The organism is Gammaproteobacteria bacterium (genome assembly GCA_035546635.1).
Classification (GTDB): Bacteria; Pseudomonadota; Gammaproteobacteria; order JAURND01; family JAURND01; genus DASZWJ01.
In genome coordinates this window covers 119,002-136,387 of record DASZWJ010000046.1, presented here as the reverse complement: position 1 = coordinate 136,387, position 17,386 = coordinate 119,002, and the positions used below count along the sequence as shown (strand labels likewise).

Genomic DNA, 17,386 nt, shown 5'->3' with positions numbered 1-17,386 from the left:
ATGACAGAGAGCTTATTCCACATTCTGCACCTGTTCACGCATTTGTTCGATCAACACTTTCAGTCGGATGGCGGCATGAGTCACTTCGGCGTCGGCGGATTTGGACCCTAAGGTATTGGCTTCGCGGTGCAATTCCTGCATCAGAAAATCCAGGCGTCTTCCAACTGCGCCCTTGGTTTTGAGCGACTGGTACACTTCATCGACGTGAATTTCCAAACGTTCTACTTCTTCGCTGATATCCATTTTTTGCATTAATTGCAACACTTCTTCTTCTAGGCGTTGCGGGTCAATAGCGAGCTTGAATTCTTCAATACGCGCTTGAATTTTATGGCGTTGATGTGTAAAGACTACCGGTAAGCGCTGTTTGATGTGGTCAACTTCGACTAAGACTTGTTTGAGTCGTTCTTCAATACGCTGTTGTAATGCAAGGCCTTCGCGCTGTCGTATCATACCAATTTCGCGTAATGCAGTGTCAAACAGGGTAAGCACACTTTGATGCAGCGCTTCTTTATCTAATTCTACACTTTGTAATACCCCCGGCCAGGATAAAACACTGGTAACGGAAGTTGTCATGTTATCACCCCATAGGGATCTTACTTCTTGACCGGCTTTAGCTAATTGCTGAATTAAATCTTGGTTAATCGAGAAGCCGGCATTGGCTTCGGTGGGTTTATATTTAAGATGGCATTCAACTTTGCCCCGGTGTAAGTAATGCGATGCACGTTCTCTAAGTGGCATTTCCAGCTCACGCAAGGATTCAGGTAACCTGAAATCTAACTCGAAATAACGATGATTTACAGTACGTAATTCCCAGGTAATCACCCCCCAGTCTTGTTGCAAACCATGGCGGGTAAATGCAGTCATGCTATGAATCATAGAATCCTCAAGGCTTTGGATTGTGGAATACCAAACAGTGTAGGGCGGCCGTACTTTATACCTGAATCTTAAACGCTTCAAGCCTCTTTTAAATAGTTCCCACCCCCTTCTTCAAAGGGGGTGAAACAGTCTGGGATTAACTTAAGGACTATAATTATAGTAGAAAAGGTAAAATGGAGGGTAAATTTATGTATGCGAAATATACAAAACTACATGTGTTGGCGTTTGGCTTTGCTTTTGGCATCCTAGGCGCAATTTCCATGTTTATTGTAGGATTGTTTGCTATGCGTGGTTATGGAGTGGGTTATGTGACAATGCTATCATCCCTATATATAGGTTATAGTGCTACATTTTTGGGCAGTATATTAGGGGCAATTTGGGGTTTTTTGGATTGCTTCATTTTTGGGGTTATCCTAGCAGCGCTTTATAACTGCTTTTTAGGGAAGTGCGGAACCTGCAAAGCAAGCACACTAGAAAATAAGGGCGAGTTGAAATAAACAAAAGGCAAAAGGACATGCTGAATCTCGAAGTTGATCTTGATATCTTCCCCTTTAAAAAAGGGGGAAGATGCTCCTTTCAAAGAGGAAGATCGGAAAAGATTATTGGTTAGAGGAAGGAAAGCCATGCAGAAATGGATTTTAATTAAAGGGCTATGTTTGATAGCATTAGTTGGGTTTTTTTTGACTCTAATCAGTGCCCAAAATCCCGTAGCTTCCCAGAAAACCGTGATACTTTTAACCATAAAAGAGGCTATTGGTCCTGCAACTGTGGATTATGTCAAAAGTGGTATTGAGGCTGCTAAAAACACCGGCAGCAGTGCGGTGATTATCCAATTAGACACACCAGGCGGTTTAGATACCGCGATGCGGGAAATAATCCGCGATATTATTGCTTCCCCTGCTCCAATCATTACTTATGTCGCACCTAGTGGTGCACGCGCGGCCAGTGCGGGAACTTATATCCTATATGCTAGCCATATTGCTGCTATGGCACCGGGAACTAATGTCGGTGCGGCGACCCCCGTGAGTCTCAGTGCCCTGGGCGGTGAGGGAAATGCTGGGAAAACTGTACCAGTAGAAACCACCGAAGAACGTAAAGTGAAAAATGACGCTCTGGCTTATCTGCGCAGTTTAGCTGAGTTGCGTGGGCGTAATATCCCTTGGACGGAAAAAGCCATACAACAGTCTGCTAGCTTGACTGATCTTGAGGCGCTTAAGTCTGGAGTTATCAATGTGATTGCGCCAGACATACAAAGCTTACTGCAAGAAATTGATGGTAAAACCGTATTGTTGCAAGGGCAAAAATTGGTGCTGCATACGAAAGGTCTCAAAGTGGTGGCGCAAACAGAGAATTGGCGTACGCGTCTTTTGGCAGTGATTACCAATCCTAATGTGGCTTATATTTTACTTTTAGTCGGTATTTATGGGTTATTTTTTGAATTTTTAAATCCTGGGTTCGTGTTGCCAGGGGTTGCCGGGTTGATTGCGTTGTTATTGGCTTTATATGCTTTTCAGTTATTACCTATCAATTACGCGGGTTTGGCTTTAATTTTATCCGGCATTGCTTTTTTGATTGCTGAGGTGTTTTTTACTAGTGGTGTGTTAGCGGTAGGGGGGATTATCGCGTTTATATTTGGCTCTATTTTACTATTTGGGACCGGGACAGTGGGCTTTAGTATCGCTTGGTCAGTTATCATCACTGTCACTGTGGTTACGGTAATTTTCTTTTTGGTAATTGTGGGTTTAGCCATGCGAGCACGGTTTCGTCCAATCGTTAGCGGGCGTGAAGAATTGATTGGGAGTTGTGGGGTAATTGAAAGAATAGATGAGGCAGGTGTATGGATGCGTCTTGCCGGAGAATTGTGGCAGGTGCGATCCAGTGCGCCATTGTCATTAAATCAAAAAGTTATCGTCACAGGTAGGCAAGGGCTGGTATTATTTGTGGCTCCACAAGAAGCTGGGAAAAGGCTGCCATCTTGAGCCTTCCCTCTATACCAAAATGGAGATTCATTCATGCTAAAAAAAATACTGGCTATTGGTGCTGCGGTAGTACTCTATCTCATGTGTTCACCGCTTAGGGCAGCTATACCGGAGACTATTAATTTTGCCACTGAGGCGACTTTCCCGCCGTTTGAATATATGGATGCTTCAGGACAAGTTAAAGGTTTTGAGATTGATATGGTTAATGCCATGTGTCAACTCATGAAAGTGAAATGTACTTATAGTAACCAGCCCTGGGTTAGCTTGATTCCGAGTCTCAAGCTGGGGAAATTTCAGGCGATTATTAGTGCTATGTCTATCACACCTGAGCGTCAACAGCAGGTGGATTTTACCCAACCTTACTTTGCCACAACTGCGCATTTTGTAGTGCCTGTGGGCAGTCAGTTAGTTATTTCGCCAGAAGGTTTAAAAGGCAAGGTTGTAGGGGTGCAGATTGGTACGACTTCCTCGAAATATCTGGAGGCGAAGTACGGCAAAATTGTCACTATCAAGACTTATCCTAATCAACAAGAAGCACTTTTGGATCTGGCGGCCGGCAGAGTTGACACAGTTTTAGGTGATACGCCAGTAACTGCAGAATGGCTACGCCAGCGTGGTTTAAACAAGAAATATGTATTCACTGGGCCTGCAATAGATGACCCAGCATTTTTTGGGGTGGGTTATGGGATTGCGGTGAAAAAAGGCAATAAAGAATTATTGGATGCCTTCAATAAGGCATTGGCGGAAATAAAAGCCAATGGGACTTGGCAAAAGATTGTGGATGCTTATTTTAAACAACAGTGAGTTGCCCCCTTTGAAAAAGGGGGTACATAAAATGGATTTCAAGGAGAGACATAATGAATTATGCTATCTATGTATTAATCATTATCATCATATTATTTTTATTCAGCGCATTACGCGTATTGAAAGAGTATGAAAGAGCGGTAATTTTTACCCTGGGACGATTCTGGAAGGTGAAAGGCCCAGGTTTAATTATTTTGGTGCCCATCGTGCAGCAGATGATGCGCATTGACTTGCGTACTGTGGTGATGGATATTCCACCGCAGGATGTGATTTCTAAAGATAATGTCTCGGTGCGGGTGAGTGCGGTGGTGTATTTTCGGGTGATAGATCCCGAGCGTTCTGTCATACAGATTGAGAATTTTTATGAAGCGACCAGTCAATTGGCGCAGACTACCTTGCGTTCGGTGCTTGGCCAGCATGAATTGGATGATATGCTATCGCAACGTGAAATGCTGAATTCGGCAATTCAGAAGATTTTAGATGAACAGACTTATGCCTGGGGAATTAAAGTCAGCGTGGTTGAAATCAAGCATGTCGACATTAATGAAAGTATGATCCGGGCGATTGCACGACAGGCTGAAGCAGAGCGGGAGCGGCGTGCTAAAGTCATCAATGCCGAGGGAGAATTACAAGCTTCTGCAAAGTTGCTTGAAGCTGCGCAAGTGCTAGCGCAGCAGCCGCAAGCTATTTTGTTGCGTTATTTACAGACTTTACTGGATTTGGCTGGCGATAAAACTTCTACAGTGATTTTCCCTGTCCCTATAGATTTTATTTCAGCACTGCAGGCTGCATTGAATAAAAAAAACGATTAAATCATGAGTTATCATTTTCTGCATAAATGCAGAATGATAGCTTTTCTGTCACCCTTGGAGGAGTTAAATGAACTTACACGAATATCAAGCGAAACATCTATTTGCCAAGTACGGTTTACCCGTGCCGCCCAGGGAAGTGGCATACAGTACTGAAGAAGTAGTCGATCTTGCCAATAAAATTGGCGGTAATCGCTGGGTAGTTAAAGCCCAGGTGCATGCCGGCGGTCGAGGTAAAGCGGGCGGCGTGCGTATCGTGAATAGCAAAGAAGAGCTCAAACAAGCGGTTAAAGATTTGCTAGGAACCCGTTTAGTGACTTATCAGACGACAGAACACGGCCAGCCGGTGAACCAGGTATTGGTGGAACAGCCCTGTGAAATTGCGCGTGAATTATATTTGGGTGCAGTAATTGATCGTGCACAGCAGCGCCTGGTGATAATGGCATCCACTGAAGGTGGTGTGGAAATTGAAAAGGTAGCACATGAAACGCCGGAAAAAATAATCACCGTTGCCATTGATCCACTGGTTGGTTTGCAACCTTATCAGTGCCGTGAATTGGGGTTTGCTCTGAAGCTTTCGCCGGAACAAATTAAGCAGTTTGTGCCCCTTTTGCGCGGCCTGTATAAAATGTTTATTGAACAAGATCTTAGTTTATTGGAGATCAACCCGCTAGTTGTGACCAAAAGTGGGGATTTATTGTGTTTAGATGGTAAAGTCAATATAGATGACAATGCCTTATATCGTCAGACTGAGCTTCGTGAAATGCGTGATACTTCTCAAGAAGATGAACGTGAAACACGAGCACAGCAAGCTGATCTCAATTATATCGCGCTGGATGGTGACATTGGCTGCATGGTCAATGGTGCGGGTTTGGCTATGGCGACTATGGATTTGATTAAGCTCAATGGCGGTAATCCTGCCAATTTCCTGGATGTAGGAGGTGGAGCTACCAAGGAACGTGTCACGGAAGCATTTAAAATTATTCTATCTGATCCCAAGGTCAAAGGCATATTGGTGAATATTTTTGGAGGCATTGTGCGTTGTGATTTGATTGCTGATGGTATTATGGCGGCAGTGGCGGAAGTTGGTACGCATCTGCCGGTTGTCGTACGCCTGGAAGGTAATAATGCTGATTTGGGTGCACGTAAATTAAGTGAAAGCAAATTGAATATCATCCCAGCCAAAAGTTTTGCCGATGCTGCGGTGCAGGTTGTGAAAGTAGTTAAAGAGAGCTTTAAAGAAGGAGCACTGACATGAGTATATTATTAGATAAAAACACACGCGTTCTTTGTCAGGGATTTACTGGTAAACAGGGGACATTTCATTCAGAACAAGCGATTGCCTATGGTACACAAATGGTGGGTGGTATCACCCCAGGTCGTGGTGGAGAAAAACATTTAGGGTTGCCGGTATTTGACACAGTGCGTGATGCTGTGAGAGCAACATCAGCGAATGCGTCGGTGATTTATGTGCCTGCGCCTTTTTGTCAGGATTCCATTATTGAAGCAGTGGATGCCGGCATCCCATTGGTTGTGTGCATCACTGAGGGCGTACCAGTCTTAGATATGCTGGTGGTTAAGGATTATATTACTAAAAAAGGTGTACGTTTGATTGGACCTAACTGTCCTGGCATCATCACGCCAGGTCAAGCGAAAATTGGTATCATGCCGGGAAATATCCATCAACCAGGCAAGGTGGGTATTGTATCTCGCTCAGGTACCTTGACTTATGAAGCTGTGAAACAAACCACGGACCTAGGTTATGGTCAAAGCACTTGCGTAGGTATTGGCGGCGACCCTATACCCGGCATGAGTTTTATTGATGTATTGAAATTGTTTGAACACGATCCACAAACGGAAGCCATTATCATGGTGGGCGAAATTGGTGGGAGTGCCGAAGAAGAAGCGGCTGAATTTATCCGGCATAATGTGACTAAGCCAGTTGTTTCCTATATTGCTGGTGTGACAGCGCCAGCCGGTAAACGTATGGGACATGCCGGCGCAATTATCGCGGGTGGTAAAGGAACTGCAGCTGATAAGTTTGCAGCATTAGAGGCAGCAGGGGTGCATACTGTGAAATCACCAGCTGAGATAGGCAAAAAGGTGGGTGAGGTGATGGGGTGGTGAAGCCATTCGGACTGTCATCCTGACTGTAAGGGATGGATGACAGCTTTGGTGATTTATGAAACAGGATGCTCTTGTGTCAGTTGCAGAAAAGCCTTTAATACACTTTGCACAGACACAAAATGTTTCCAGTATTTTGCTTTCCAGGATTTAAATAACATAGGGAATGGCGGCAATAATACTTTGTTGGGGGCAAAACTAGGACGCCACCGTCGACAAATACTGTGTCTAGCCATTAGTGTGATGGTCGGAATGCCAAGACTAGAGGCCAAGTGACCTAGGCCAGAATCGCTACCTATAAACCACCCTGATTCATAGATGTGCTGTGCAACCACATCGATAGAGGTGGGTTCTATTCTTTTAAGCCCGTGATCCAGAACCCAGCTCGTTAACTCTTTTTCTTTGGGAGAGACTAAAAAAATTGGATCAAACCCGCGCGTTTGTAACTGTTCAGCTAAGGCGACAAATTTTTTGGGTAACCAATGTTTATCTGGTGAAGCACCGGTAGGATGTATCGCCACTTGTCGCGGTTTGGAGCGAAACTTTGCATCTGGATGTCTTAACATACCATTGTTATGTTGCACTTCAGATAAGCTGAATAATTCTTTACAAATTGCGATCTGAATATCAGCCATAGAAATCGCCCGATGATAAACTGGGTAGTCATTTAAAAATACGATATTTGGATGCCATTCTTTTGCATGTAGTTTCTTATCATTGTAGTGATAGACATACAACAATAAATCAAAAGATTTTAATATCTCACGGCTGACTTCAATCTGCGGCCAGGGCTGTATGTCTGCATCAGGAAACCAGGAGCGCAAGGCATATAAAAAATTATTGAACACAGTGACTCTGTAGCCATGACGATTCAGATTATGTGGAATAATCATAGAAAACAAAGCATCGCCTAAGCTGGGCGACATGATAAAGCCAATATGTTTGGCTGATTTTAAGGCATTAATCATTCAGGTAAATTCCCATTTAAATCACTATTCTGTTCCCTGAGTGGGAAGGAAATAGTAGCAGATAATTCCATGAAGATACAAAAACATGCATATTTAGCTAAATATGATTGCTTGCTTGTAATTTTGGTAATATGATGCACAGCAATGTCATAATCGTAGGCCAGGCAGGTGGATATGCCCAAAAAAGTTCCCAAGAATCTCATCGTCGGATTGGACGTTGGGACTTCAAAAGTTGTTGCCTTAGTTGCTGAGGTGAGTTCCGAAGGACATATTGAAGTCATCGGCATCGGTTCACACCCCTCTTATGGCTTGAAACGCGGCGTTGTGGTTAATATCGAAGCAACTGTATCCTCGATCCAGCGCGCGATTGAAGAAGCTGAATTGATGGCAGGTTGTGAAATTCATTCAGCTTATACCGGCATTGCCGGCAGCCATGTGCGCAGTTTAAATTCACATGGCATGATTGCAATACGCGACAAAGAAGTATTAGCTGCGGATATCGACCGTGTGATTGATGCGGCCAAAGCGGTGGCTATTCCCGCCGATCAACGCATTCTACATATCCTGCCACAAGAATATGCCATTGATAGCCAAGAAGGCATTCGCGAACCAGTTGGAATGTCCGGTGTGCGTTTAGAGGCTAAAGTGCATATTGTCACAGGCGCGGTAAGCGCTGCACAGAATTTGGTGAAATGTGTACAGCGTTGTGGCTTACAAGTTGAAGATATTATCCTAGAACAGTTAGCATCCAGCTATGCTGTACTGTCTGAGGACGAAAAAGAATTGGGCGTATGTATGATTGATATTGGTGGTGGTACCACTGATATTGCAGTCTTTACCGCAGGCGCCATCCGCCATACGGCGGTTATTCCAATTGCAGGCGATCAAGTAACCAATGATATTGCTGTTGCATTGCGCACACCCACGAAACATGCTGAAGAAATTAAGATTAATTATGGTTGCGCGCTACTTCAATCAATTGATGAAACAGATACTTTCGAAGTGCCAAGCGTCACTAAACGTGCACCACGGCAATTATCTCGAAAAGTCCTGTCTGAAGTTATCAATGCACGTTATGAAGAGTTATTTGCCTTGGTATTGGCGGAATTGCGTCGCAGTGGCTTAGAAGAGTTAGTCGCTTCAGGTATTGTATTAACCGGTGGCGCAAGCGCAGTCGCGGGTGCTGCAGAATTAGCCGAATCCGTATTTCATATGCCGGTGCGCGTAGGTATGCCACAACATGTAAAAGGTTTGACAGATGTGCTGGACAGTCCGGTATACGCCACCAGCGTAGGTTTGTTACTATATGGCTATCAGCAACAGTATGAAGGTCGTCCCGAATTGATCGTACGCAATGGTATGAAAGGCGTTTGGGGACGTGTTAAAACCTGGTTTCAGGGCAATTTTTAATTTTTTAGACAACGACTCTCCCACTTTTTCAAAGGGGGAGAGTCGTTGTGTTACATTTTTAGTTAGGTAGCTATTCAGCAATGAGTAGTTAAATATTCCATCAAAATGGCGACGGATTTGCCGATAAGAAAATACTGGCTTAAAAAGCATAGGCGAGGCTGAAAGCAAATGTTTTTACTTTACGTTAGGAGATTTGGCGATGTTTGAACTATCTGAGGGTTCTCCGCACAGTGCAATCATTAAAGTCATAGGGATAGGCGGAGGCGGTGGTAACGCAGTTGAACACATGATGCAAGAAAACATCGATGGTGTTGAATTTATCTGCGCTAACACTGATGCTCAGGCACTGAAAAGATCAAGTGCCCAAGTGATTTTACAACTTGGGGAAGAAATCACTAAAGGTTTAGGCGCAGGCGCCGATCCTGAAATAGGTCGAAAAGCCGCAGAAGAAAATCGTGAGCGGATTCATGAGTTACTTGCGGGTTCGGATATGGTATTTATTACCTGCGGCATGGGTGGTGGCACTGGCACGGGAGCAGCGCCCGTATTTGCTCAAGTGGCCAAAGAATTAGGCATACTGACTGTGGCGGTTGTTACTAAGCCATTTGCATTTGAAGGAAAAAAACGTTTATTAGTGGCCGATCATGGCATACAAAGTTTATCGCAAAATGTAGATTCACTCATTACCATCCCCAATAACAAATTATTGACGGTTCTTGGTAAAAACATCACTTTACTCAATGCCTTCAAGGTTGCCAATAATGTATTGCTAGGTGCGGTACAGGGTATTGCCGAACTCATTACACGCCCTGGATTGATTAACGTCGACTTTGCTGACGTTCGCACGGTGATGTCTGAAATGGGTATGGCGATGATGGGCACCGGTGTCAGTGCTGGCGAAAATCGCGCTAAAGAAGCAGCGGAGGCTGCCATCTCCAGTCCGCTATTGGAAGACATTGATATTACTGATGCGCGTGGCGTATTGGTTAATATCACAGCAGGTTTAGATATGTCTATTGGTGAGTTCGAGGCTGTTGGCGATGTCATTAAGTCTTTTGCCTCAGAAAACGCTACTGTTGTAGTAGGCACAGTGATTGATCCTGAGATGACAGACGAGCTGCGTGTGACGGTGGTTGTGACCGGGTTGGGTAAAGGTAGCCAAGGTGCTAAATCTGCAGTAGAACCGCAGGTAAAGCTGATAGAAAGTACTAAAAATGACGGCACGATGGATTACCATAATTTAGAGCGTCCCGCTGTTATACGCAAGCAGCCGGCTGCTCCCAAAGTAGCGATGGAATTAGGCGCTAAAGATATTGATTATTTGGATATACCCGCATTTTTACGGCGTCAGGAAGAAGATTAAGAGGCTATTTTTTTCTCCCTTTGTCCACTCACCCTCTTTTTCAAAGGGGGTGCAGTAGATTAGTTCTAATTTAGTGAGATCAAGTGAAACAGCGCACTCTAAAAACAACGACTCAAATATCTGGTATTGGTGTACACAGTGGTAAAACCGTTCAATTAACTTTGCATCCCGCCCCTCTTGATACGGGGATCATTTTCCGGAGAATAGATATACATCCGGCTGTTAATATCCCGGCAATTTCTAAGTATGTCAGTGATACCCGCCTCAATACTTGCCTGGCAAAAGATGGAGCGATGGTTTTTACTGTCGAACATGTACTTTCCGCTTTTGCCGGTATGGGAGTTGACAACGCTTATGTAGATGTAACAGCTGCAGAAATGCCAGTTATGGATGGCAGTGCGCAACCTTTTGTTCATCTGATTCGTGCTGCAGGTATTGAGCAGCAGGAAGCGCCAAAAAAATTTCTGCGTATAAAACGCCCAATAAAAATTAATGATGGCGATAAATTTGTTAGCATTGAACCCTTCGAAGGCTTTAAGTTTTCACTGACAGTAGATTTCGATCATCCGGTATTTCGCTCCAGTTCTCAGACGGCTAGCATTGATCTTGCGACTACCTCATTCGCAGATGAAATTAGCTATGCCCGCACCTTCGGCTTTCTTTCAGATTATGAACAATTGCGCAAACACAACTTAGGATTGGGCGCTAGTCTTGAAAACACACTGGTATTAGATGAGCAGCAAGTACTTAATCCTGAAGGATTACGTTATGCCGACGAATTTGTTAGGCATAAAATTTTAGATGCAGTCGGTGATTTATATTTACTAGGTCACAATTTTATTGGCGCATTTACCGGCTATAAATCAGGACATAAATTAAATCATCAATTGCGTGAAGCTGTGCTAGCTGATAGCAGCGCCTGGGAAATTGTCTCGAAAGAGCTGCTAGCAACTTCTTTTGCATAAGGGGGCGTTAAAACAGCATGCACGTTTTCCTTCTTCTGCAAGGAGGCAAAGATTTTCTCTTATGCCACAGTTTATCACCCACGGCGGTCAAACTTTTTCCATGCCTACAACTCTCCTAGATGAAGCAGTCATCCGTAAACAAATCCAAACACCTCATACGGTTGCAATCGATATTCTTCCGCGTGTTACATCCACTATTGATTGGCTGAAAGCAAAAGGCGCAGGTTTAGTTTGTCCGCACATTTGTTTAGCCGAGGAACAAACGCATGGTCGGGGACAAATGAACCGTTATTGGCATACCCCCTTCGCTACCAATGTTAATTTATCTTGTGCTTGGCTATTTCAGAAGGAAATCCAGCAGCTGGAAGGCTTAAGTCTCGTGGTTGGTATTTGTGTAGTTAGAGCATTGGCTGCCTACGGCTTGACTAAACATGTGCGGGTCAAATGGCCAAATGATATCTATTGGAAAAATAACAAATTGGCTGGAATTTTGGTGGATACTGAAAGTCGAGGTTTGGGAAAAACCTTCGCCATTATTAGTGTAGGCTTGAATGTGAATATGGTGCCTACGTTTGAAGATAAAATTTCGCAAGCATGGACTTCATTAAGCTTAATCTTGGGCAATCCGCAGGATAGAAGTAAAATGGCTGGCCTTATAATCGATCAACTATTGACCGATCTTGAGGTTTTTGACAAACAGACTTTTGCCGCATTTGTAACGGATTGGCAGCGTCATGATTATCTACGAGAAAAATCCGTCACCTTAAAAAATGCCCAAGGAACATTTTCTGGAGTTGCTAAGGGAATCGATGGCAGAGGACATTTATTAATTCGCACTGACGATGGAGCTTTAATGTCTCATGCCTCTGGAGAGTTGGTTAAGAGAGAGTTTGAAGTAAAAAAGGTTTGATAAAAGAAAGCTGAAAAAACTGGCATAGTGCTCAGTCTATTTTTAGTACAGCAGGCTCATTGAAAAAGAATCAAAGAATCAACTAGGACAGAATTTATGAGATTTTTTTGCAGTCGCGTCCTCAATGTATCTGGTTTCATTATCTGCTGTTTATTACTGGCAGCTGCCTATTATCTGCAATATATTCAAGGCATACAGCCCTGTCCATTATGTATGCTGCAGCGACTCGTATTTATGGCATTGGCAATCATTTTATTTGTGGCCATGCTTCATAATCCTAAAAAAACCGGAGTGCGTATTTACGGTGCATTGACATTGATTATGGCTATAGCAGGCGTATTGTTGGCATGGCGGCATATCTGGTTACAACTCCATCCCAAAGCTGCGACGGAGATCTGCGTTCCAGGTTACGCTTACCTCATGACTTTACCTTTTGTGCAAGCCATGCGTTTTTTATTTCAAAGTTCAGAAAATTGCAGCCACATTATCCAGGTCTGGGGTTTGAGTATTCCATTTTGGACATTATTATGTTTTGCAGGATTTGGTGTGTTGGCTTTGACACAGATTGTTTTTGCACAAAGGCTGAATAAACATTAGTAACTATTCACCACAGGACTGAAACGGCCATATTTTTCCACTAAATTTGTAGGAACAAATTTGAATGCGTCAGCAGCCCGAAGGGTAAAGTGCAGGAAGTACTTTATAATCTCACCCCTATAAATTTAGGAAAAATGCTCACATACTTTGTGTATGCTGCGTTTTTTCCTAAATTTTTAGGGGTGACCTTGGAAAAATCTGACCGTTTTGTGCTACTTCCAACAATGTGCTGAATAGTTACTTAAACATTAAGGAAACTGCAAGTCGCTATCTCGTCTGTGACTGAAGGGAATCCCCTTACGGGATGAAAAGAGCTAAAGATGGGAGGCTAGTAATGTATCAAGTATGGCTGAATCGCTAGCATTTGCTGCAATTAAGGGTGCTAACAAAAACCCCAGTTTCTGTGCCAATTCCGCCATAGATCTGCTTATAACTAATAATTGTTGATTACGTAACCAAGCCTGTCCCTCTTTTCCAGCAATTAGCCATAAGTTATTTAAGCTCTCACTGCTGGTGCTGATAATGCAAGCAATTGTCTCCAGTTGCCATTGTGATAAATGTGCTTGAAAATCAACTGGCGGCAAATTACGCTGATATACCGCTACCTGCTTTACTCGTGCCTCTCGCGCCTTCAGAGTATTCTCCAACAGCATTCGTCCATCCAATCCTGAGAAAATCACGATTTTTTGACCAGCCACAACTTGTAGTTCAGGTAAGGACAACAACCCTTCACTGTTGAAGGCGTTAGCATATGGGGTGTGGCTTTTAATTCTAAATTCAGCCAGCATTTTGGCAGTACCAGGACCGATAGCAAAAACTGGGGGTATTTTGCAATTGTCCGGCCAATACGGCATCACGAAACGTACGGCGTTAGCACTTAGGAAAATTACTTTATCTACATTAGCTAAGTTGCTGAGAATGGGCAAAAGTAATTGTTGCAGTTCAGGCAATGGAGAAATTTCCAGAGTCGAAAATACAATACAATTCCCACCTAAAGTTTCTATATTGGCGCACAGATTGTGTGCTTGCTGCGCAGGGCGAGTTATTAAAAAAGTTAAGGTTGAAAGAGGCTTAGAAATATCAAGGTCAGTCATACTAATCATAACCAAAATGAGTTTATGAAACTTTAAAAATTACATATGCAGGTTGTTCATAAGGATGTGCATTCTGCAATGCTGCAATTACAGCCGCAACACAATCATCTTCACAAACCATTTCTACTTTATATTCCGCAATCTTTGCTAGCTTTCCTGATTCCCCCAGAAAAGGTTTGCTATTTTTAAGCGGACGAAATTGTCCCACACCCAGTACTTGCCAAGCGCAGTGTTCATAATTCCCAATGCGGCCGGCGCCCTGTGCAAATAAAGCGGCTTTGACGCTATCGAGATGGGATTTTGGAACATAGAAATGCAGGTAGTGCATCAGTTTCTCCTTTTGATATCCCGGATTTAAAAATCATTGAAACATTACGGTATTGCGAAGCATCACACCATCTTGCCACAATTACTTTTTTGATATCCAGGAAAATCTAGCAATGGAAATTACTACTTCGCCTCATCTTGGTATTGTTAATGATTATGACGGTGCCTTGAAAGCTATTTTAGATCGATATTTTCCGTGTTTCCTACAGCTTATTAATGAAATTGAACAGTGGGAGGACAAAAAAATATGCGTTATGTAAATTGTTTTGAACGATATTATTCGGCGAAAGCTCTTGAAACAGGACTTAAGCAAGGATTAGAGCTAGGGCAGCAACAAGGAGAGGTTATGTTGCTGAGAAAATTACTTGAAACAAAATTTGGTGCTTTATCTCCTAATGATGAGCGTCGCTTACAGCAAGCAGATTCGGAACAGTTGCTGTCTTGGGTGGTGCGTATTTTGTCAGCCCAAAGTTTGCAAGATTTTTTTCAGAAATAAACTTATATCTAATGGCACTCCTTACGGAAAAGATAGGTCCAGATTCATGACGATCAAGAGCAATTACGGGATGAGGCAGCAACACCTGAACTGCGACTACGCGAAAAACTACTTGCCTCAATAAAGATTTCCGTTAGATCCCTTGTTCCCTGGTTGATTAATCTGAATTTGCTGTAAAAAAGCGCCTTGCGACTACTCATTGTTGTAAGGACTCTTCAAAATTAAATCCAAATCTTTAATCTCATATTCCTTGTTGATCTGCCAGCCCCGCCGCGTAAGCGGATTACTAGTTGCACGTGTAATATAGCGATAATCTATAAAACGATAAGGCAGATGCGGATCGCGGCCTTTAGGAATTCCAAGGCGCGTAGTTTGAATAATTTGTTGTGGGTGATAACCGACATCTTCCAGATAAAAACGTTGTGGATCGAAAGTTTTTTGATTCCATTCTGGCACTTTTAATGTCAGCGAGCGGCACAATAAAGTTTGGCCGGAGCATAAATGTGATACTGGGCGCAATTTTCCACTTTTTAATATGGGATTTAAGCGGCGCATTTGTTCTAGCATGTTCGGGTGCGTGCGGCCATCCTCCCAGGCAATGCCGGATTTTATCAATACAGCATTCCCTGCGCCGCGACAGCTCAAGTTGAGCGAATCGCCACCGTGGGCATAATACATATAAATGGTACCAGGAGGCATAAATAGCGCTTTGCGTTTTTCGGTTAATCCTAATGAGGCGTGACTACCTTTATCTTCCAAATAATAGGCTTCAGTCTCAATTATCATTGCCGATAGCCACATGCCATGATAGTGATGGCGCAATACTTTGCCTAATAAATCTATAGCGACAACTTGTGCGTCACGATCAAAAAATTGTTGGGTGATTATCATGGTTTAAATGATTACGAAATCGTAGATTTTTGTAGCAATGCACGCGCACCAGCGGCCAATAATTTATGGGCAAGCTCTGCACCAATATTTGCCGCATCTTCTATGCTTCCAGAAGCTTCTGATTGTATTAATGTCTGATTTTCTAAGTCGCCGACTAAACCGCGGATAGTTAATTGCTCAATCTGCAAGGTGGCATAACCGGCAATGGGTAGTTGGCAGCCACCGTTTAACTCTAAATTCATACTGCGTTCTGCGGTGATGCACTGTTGTGTCGGCGGATGATTCAGTGCTGTCAGCAAATTTAAAACAGACGCATTATCACGATGGCATTCAATCCCAATAGCCCCTTGACCCACGGCCGGAATCCAGATTTCTGGGTCTAAATAAGCACGGATGCGGTTTTCAACCTCTAGGCGTTTTAGGCCGGCTGCGGCTAAAATAATGGCATCGTATAAGCCCGCATCGAGTCGGCTGAGTCGGGTGCCGACATTGCCGCGTAGGTTTTCAATCTTAAGGTCAGGGCGTATGGCATGTAACTGACACGCGCGTCGGCTGCTGGAGGTGCCCACAATTGCGCCTTGCGGTAAATCATCCAAGGAAGTGAATTGATTGGAAACCAACGCGTCGCGTGGATCTTCACGTTCACACACAGCGGCCAGAATTAAGTGATCGGGCAGGGTCACTGGTAAGTCTTTGATGGAATGTACGGCAATATCGGCGCGATGCTCTAGAATGGCTTTTTCCAGTTCTTTGACAAATAAACCTTTCCCGCCTATCTGGGTTAGGGGGGTGGCTAATAACTTATCTCCCTCGGTTAATAGTCCTAGAATGTCAACGGTTATATGGGGATGGAAGGCTATGAGCAAAGTTTTAACATAGTTAGCTTGCCACATAGCTAGGGGGCTTTTGCGAGTGGCGATGCGTATATTGAATGGAGTGAGGGCTGACATATTATGGAGCACGTGAATTCCTTGAGATTTTGGGGTGTTTTTCCTGGAAATGGTGGAGCGCCTGCGCTCCCAGGATAATTCTCAATTTTAATAGGAGCTATCTAGGGGTTTGCCCTTGTAAAAGTCGATTTCATCATAGATATTTCCATGCTTCTCGGGCTGGGGGGTAAAAAAGCGGCATTGTTTGGGATCGTTTGAAATGCAGTCTTTATAACCGCCTTTGTCTGCCGTCCAACCGCCGCCAACGGGTGAAACTACCAGATTAGGACGCTGCAGGTTAATCGGGAAGCGGTTTTTTCCACTTTTGGTATAAATGCAGATAACTTCGCCTAGGTTCACCCCTATCCATTGGGCACCGACAAACTGAGTCACAGAGTTAAGAAAAGATGGACTATGGCTTTTCCAGCCGCCCGGTGCGCTCCAGGTGTTATCCAAGTTCCGAGTTAAGGCTTCAATCGGGGGGCAAAGCTGCTGTGTTAAGTTGTTATTAACTGCTGTAGGTGGATAGGGTGTCGTATCCGCTGCATCCGCCATAGCTGAAACGAAAAAAATAGCACTAAAGCTAGCAAAGATCGCTTTGTTTGGTAAATTCAATGACATACTGCCTCGATCATCAACGGTTTATAATGTGTTTGGAGTCCATTTTAAAGAAATCATGGGGCTCTCTTCCCTCTTTTTTCAAAGAGGGTGAGTAGTGGCTAATTCTGTTACTATACCGCATTCATATTAAGCTAGCCTTAAAAAACAAGTGTATTAATTTCAGATTTCTCTGTGCTAGACACAATTTAAAACAGGATAGAGGTATGGCTTCGGGTGAAAATTA

Annotated in this window: 19 protein-coding genes; 12 read left to right on the top strand and 7 right to left on the bottom strand. The window is 43.6% G+C overall.

The annotated features are described in order from the left end of the window. Positions 1-12 precede the first annotated feature (12 nt). The gene (locus tag VHE99_12775; GenBank protein ID HVV69881.1) at positions 13-876 is read right to left on the bottom strand and encodes a YicC/YloC family endoribonuclease; all 864 of its coding nucleotides are present in this window, start codon (positions 874-876) and stop codon (positions 13-15) included. A 188-nt stretch (positions 877-1,064) separates the two neighbouring features. On the opposite strand from VHE99_12775, the gene VHE99_12770 reads away from it, so the two are divergent. The 6 genes from VHE99_12770 (at position 1,065) to sucD (ending at position 6,595) form a co-directional block, all read left to right on the top strand. Then, positions 1,065-1,373 (top strand): bacteriophage holin, encoded by a 309-nt coding sequence (locus tag VHE99_12770; protein ID HVV69880.1) that lies wholly within the window; start codon positions 1,065-1,067, stop codon positions 1,371-1,373. Positions 1,374-1,499: 126 nt separating this feature from the next. Further along, positions 1,500-2,855 carry a nodulation protein NfeD gene (locus VHE99_12765; protein ID HVV69879.1) on the top strand — a complete coding sequence of 452 codons (1,356 nt, stop codon included), beginning with the start codon at positions 1,500-1,502 and terminating at the stop codon, positions 2,853-2,855. 33 nt (positions 2,856-2,888) lie between these two features. After that, entirely contained in the window at positions 2,889-3,659 is a 771-nt protein-coding gene (locus VHE99_12760; GenBank protein HVV69878.1) for a lysine/arginine/ornithine ABC transporter substrate-binding protein, read from the top strand. Between the two features lie 53 nt (positions 3,660-3,712). Then, the gene (locus VHE99_12755) at positions 3,713-4,471 is read left to right on the top strand and encodes a slipin family protein (GenBank protein HVV69877.1); all 759 of its coding nucleotides are present in this window, start codon (positions 3,713-3,715) and stop codon (positions 4,469-4,471) included. A gap of 67 nt (positions 4,472-4,538) precedes the next feature. Then, a complete protein-coding gene (sucC, locus tag VHE99_12750) occupies positions 4,539-5,726 on the top strand; it encodes an ADP-forming succinate--CoA ligase subunit beta (protein ID HVV69876.1) in 1,188 nt (395 codons plus the stop codon). Then, entirely contained in the window at positions 5,723-6,595 is an 873-nt protein-coding gene (sucD, locus tag VHE99_12745) for a succinate--CoA ligase subunit alpha (protein HVV69875.1), read from the top strand. The genes sucC and sucD overlap by 4 nt, the downstream gene beginning before the upstream one ends. 53 nt (positions 6,596-6,648) lie before the next feature. Here sucD and VHE99_12740 read toward each other — a convergent pair whose 3' ends face one another. After that, positions 6,649-7,560, bottom strand: coding sequence for a glycosyltransferase family 9 protein (locus VHE99_12740; protein ID HVV69874.1), 912 nt, complete (start codon positions 7,558-7,560; stop codon positions 6,649-6,651). A 174-nt stretch (positions 7,561-7,734) separates the two neighbouring features. Here VHE99_12740 and ftsA point away from each other — a divergent pair, with 174 nt between their 5' ends. The 5 genes from ftsA (at position 7,735) to VHE99_12715 (ending at position 12,805) form a co-directional block, all read left to right on the top strand. Beyond that, on the top strand, positions 7,735-8,970 hold the full coding sequence (gene ftsA / locus VHE99_12735) for a cell division protein FtsA (protein HVV69873.1): 1,236 nt from the start codon (positions 7,735-7,737) through the stop codon (positions 8,968-8,970). 199 nt (positions 8,971-9,169) lie between these two features. Further along, the gene (gene ftsZ / locus VHE99_12730) at positions 9,170-10,333 is read left to right on the top strand and encodes a cell division protein FtsZ (GenBank protein HVV69872.1); all 1,164 of its coding nucleotides are present in this window, start codon (positions 9,170-9,172) and stop codon (positions 10,331-10,333) included. An 83-nt stretch (positions 10,334-10,416) separates the two neighbouring features. Then, entirely contained in the window at positions 10,417-11,298 is an 882-nt protein-coding gene (lpxC, locus tag VHE99_12725) for a UDP-3-O-acyl-N-acetylglucosamine deacetylase (GenBank protein ID HVV69871.1), read from the top strand. 61 nt (positions 11,299-11,359) lie between these two features. Continuing rightward, positions 11,360-12,208 carry a biotin--[acetyl-CoA-carboxylase] ligase gene (locus tag VHE99_12720; GenBank protein ID HVV69870.1) on the top strand — a complete coding sequence of 283 codons (849 nt, stop codon included), beginning with the start codon at positions 11,360-11,362 and terminating at the stop codon, positions 12,206-12,208. Between the two features lie 96 nt (positions 12,209-12,304). Then, on the top strand, positions 12,305-12,805 hold the full coding sequence (locus VHE99_12715; GenBank protein HVV69869.1) for a disulfide bond formation protein B: 501 nt from the start codon (positions 12,305-12,307) through the stop codon (positions 12,803-12,805). Positions 12,806-13,119: 314 nt separating this feature from the next. On the opposite strand, the gene VHE99_12710 is transcribed toward VHE99_12715, so the two are convergent. Both VHE99_12710 and VHE99_12705 read right to left on the bottom strand, forming a co-directional pair. Continuing rightward, positions 13,120-13,899, bottom strand: a complete 780-nt coding sequence (locus tag VHE99_12710; GenBank protein HVV69868.1) for a uroporphyrinogen-III synthase — start codon at positions 13,897-13,899, stop codon at positions 13,120-13,122. A gap of 22 nt (positions 13,900-13,921) precedes the next feature. Continuing rightward, positions 13,922-14,227 carry an NGG1p interacting factor NIF3 gene (locus VHE99_12705; GenBank protein HVV69867.1) on the bottom strand — a complete coding sequence of 102 codons (306 nt, stop codon included), beginning with the start codon at positions 14,225-14,227 and terminating at the stop codon, positions 13,922-13,924. 246 nt (positions 14,228-14,473) lie between these two features. On the opposite strand from VHE99_12705, the gene VHE99_12700 reads away from it, so the two are divergent. Further along, positions 14,474-14,722, top strand: a complete 249-nt coding sequence (locus VHE99_12700) for a hypothetical protein (GenBank protein ID HVV69866.1) — start codon at positions 14,474-14,476, stop codon at positions 14,720-14,722. A 192-nt stretch (positions 14,723-14,914) separates the two neighbouring features. Here VHE99_12700 and VHE99_12695 read toward each other — a convergent pair whose 3' ends face one another. The 3 genes from VHE99_12695 to eirA all read right to left on the bottom strand — a co-directional run bounded on the left by VHE99_12695 (position 14,915) and on the right by eirA (position 17,163). Continuing rightward, a complete protein-coding gene (locus tag VHE99_12695) occupies positions 14,915-15,613 on the bottom strand; it encodes a DNA-3-methyladenine glycosylase (protein ID HVV69865.1) in 699 nt (232 codons plus the stop codon). Positions 15,614-15,624: 11 nt separating this feature from the next. Then, positions 15,625-16,563, bottom strand: coding sequence for a hydroxymethylbilane synthase (gene hemC / locus VHE99_12690; protein HVV69864.1), 939 nt, complete (start codon positions 16,561-16,563; stop codon positions 15,625-15,627). Positions 16,564-16,650: 87 nt separating this feature from the next. Next, positions 16,651-17,163, bottom strand: coding sequence for a T4SS-associated protein EirA (gene eirA, locus VHE99_12685; GenBank protein ID HVV69863.1), 513 nt, complete (start codon positions 17,161-17,163; stop codon positions 16,651-16,653). Positions 17,164-17,386 lie beyond the last annotated feature (223 nt).